Raw genomic sequence first — 2,730 nt, forward strand, 5'->3', positions numbered from 1 at the left:
ATCGACAGCGGGGTGTTCTGGCCGACCGGCGATGACCCACAGAGCACGTGGATCAAAGCCAGCGATCACCGACTGGTCTGGATCGACGTGAAACGATAAACAGTGGGGCACGCTGACAGCTTGCCAATTCGCCTGAATCGCAAGCCTCCAGCTTGCCATCAAGCGTAAATCGCAAGCTGGAAGCGTACGCCACGTTTTCAAACGAGAAATGGAAACCGCATGCCGAATCAGCGCAAACGAGTCTTGTTGATGGTCAGCTCGATGCGCGGCGGCGGCAGCGAACGGCAGGTGTTGCTGCTTTCGCAATCGCTGGATCGATCGCGGTTCGAACCGCATCTCTACTTGACCGAAGCGGCAGGTGAATTCCTGGATCAGGTTCCGTCGGATGTCCCGATCCATTCCTTTGACACCTGCCCGGATTCCGGTGGCGTCTATTTCCCCGGCCGACAACTTCGTCGACAGACCGCATTTTTGCGCGGCGTGATTCGCGACCACAAGATCGACGTCGTTTACGATCGGACGTTTCACATGACATTGATCGCCGGCAAAGCGGCAGTCGGCATTCGCAGGGTTTCGACGATTGTCAGCCCACCGCATTTGGCGCTACCGCTGGTCGAAAAACGCTTCGTCGCACTCAAGCGTCGGCGGCTGGCGGAGGCCTATCGCCGTGCGGACGTGGTCGTCGCCGTCAGCCGACAAGCCGCGCTGTCGGGGGAATCCTACTACGGCCTGGCCACGGACAGCGTTATTGTGGTCAAGAATCCGGTCGATGTGGCAAACCTTCGCAAGTCCGCCGGCACGCCAACACAACGGTCCCATGATCAAACCGTGTTGGTCTGCGTCGGACGGATGACCGAGGAGAAAGGGCATGCCGATTTGATCGATGCGTTGGCGATCGCGAAATCGCAGTGGCCCGCGACGCGTTCCCCCTGGACCGTGCGGATGATCGGCGACGGCCCGCTGCGTCGCGAATTGGAGTCACGCTCCCGATTACTCGGTTTAGCTGATCAGATTCAATTCGTCGGCAGCCTCGCCGGTGCGGCGGCGGAGATCAACGCCGCCGACGCGTTGGTGTTGCCGTCCCGATTCGAAGGCATGCCGAACGTGGTGTTGGAAGCGATGGCGCTCGGCACACCGGTGATCGCGACACGCGCCGGAGGAACCATTGAATTGCAGCACGACTCCCCGACGGCCTTCTGGGCCGAACCCGGTGATCCGCCGTCACTCGCCCAAGCGATCCTGCAATTCACAGCCAACCCCCAGCAAGCCGAACGACAACGACTCGCAGCGCAGCGCCTGGTCGACTCCGACCATCACCCAGACGCAATCACCCAACAGATCGAAATGCTGCTATCACCAGCGCACACTCCGACTCATCTATCACAACATAATACGTCAGTGGTGAGAGATGACGGCGAGTAGTCGAACCACGAAATACACCAACAACACGAAAGGCATTTTCAAGCGTCACCTGCTTCCAGGTCTTTGGCTGGATGCCGATGTGCTACACAATGCGGACATGAATAACCCATCGAGACATTGAAACAAGGATTGAGCGAATCGTGGACGCTGCAACATCCAGCCTGGAAAGCAAGACAGATGCGGAGCTGCTAGACGAACTGAGAAACGTCCCCATGGACGTTCTGCCAAAACCCCTGCTGCGTGAACTCCAATCTCGCGGCGAATCCGTGGTCCCCGGATTGATCGAAATCCTGCGAGCCGAAACGGAAAACGCGTCGAAGGGGATCACGATCGAAACAAATGGTGCATGCTTCGCTTTTAGCTTGCTCAGTGCCATCGGTGACGCGCGCGCCCTGCCGGCAGTCATCGACGCGATTTCATTGCCGCAAGAAGCCATCGATTCGCTGCTCGGTGATCTGATCCACGACGATTTGCAACGGCTGATCGTCAAACTGATCGGTACTGATTTCGATCAAATCGGACAGCTGATCGAAAACCAGGACCTGTACGAGTACGTGCGATGGTCGTTGGCCTGCACCTATTTCTTGCTGTTCCGGCGAGGACGACTGAGTCGCGAAGAAGGCGCCGAGAGGCTCGAGCGACACCTGAATCGATTGATTGAATTCCCCTGCGACGAGCTGAATGCCGGTCTCTGTATGGAGTTGGCCAATTTTGGCATGCCGGCATCCCTGGAAACCATTCGGCGAGCCTATGCGTCGGGGATGGTCAGTGAGGGGATCGTGTCACAGGAAGAGGTTGAGGAAACACTAAACGGTTTTGACGAAAACTTGATCCGCGACTCAGATGAAATGCCGCCATTAGAGTTTGATGTCGCGGAGGAACTGAGCGGGTGGGCCTGTTTCCGCCCGACAAACCGACCGAATAATTCAGTTCCACAACCGTCCGTCACAAAGCCTCGAGCCGTCCCGATTTCTATGACGACGAACGATGCTCCGCGCCCGCCCGTCGGGACCATTCGGAATACCGATAAAACGCCCGGACGCAACGATCCTTGTTCATGCGGAAGTGGGAAGAAATATAAAAATTGTTGTCGACTGAAGTCGAGGGGCTAACGCGACCTGCCACCAGCAAACGATACAGACGAGCAGAAGGACTCCCATCCGAGAAGGCACGGTCATAAGTGGTGTGCTTAGCCTTTCGGCGATTCCCGGTCGCTGCCACGCAGCGACAGTGGGCGGCTAAAGCCTGCACACCAACACTCATGAACGTACCATGGACCTCCTTCTCCTTAATCGTCCGCCGCCGATC

The 2,730-nt window shown here is 57.5% G+C and carries 2 protein-coding genes; both read left to right on the top strand.

Translation table 11 applies throughout. The features are described 5' to 3' along the window. The first annotated feature begins 219 nt into the window (after positions 1-219). Positions 220-1,422, top strand: coding sequence for a glycosyltransferase (locus tag ABX749_RS28620; protein WP_372899041.1), 1,203 nt, complete (start codon positions 220-222; stop codon positions 1,420-1,422). A gap of 140 nt (positions 1,423-1,562) precedes the next feature. After that, positions 1,563-2,534, top strand: coding sequence for a DUF1186 domain-containing protein (locus tag ABX749_RS28625; RefSeq protein ID WP_372899042.1), 972 nt, complete (start codon positions 1,563-1,565; stop codon positions 2,532-2,534). The last annotated feature ends 196 nt before the right edge of the window (positions 2,535-2,730 follow it).

Source organism: Stieleria sp. (genome assembly GCF_041595215.1).
Classification (GTDB): Bacteria; Planctomycetota; Planctomycetia; order Pirellulales; family Pirellulaceae; genus Stieleria; species Stieleria magnilauensis.

Excerpts from the sequence above, each read along its gene's own strand:
- ABX749_RS28620 (WP_372899041.1), top strand. The coding sequence starts at position 220 with ATGCCGAATCAGCGCAAACGAGTCTTGTTGATGGTCAGCTCGATGCGC.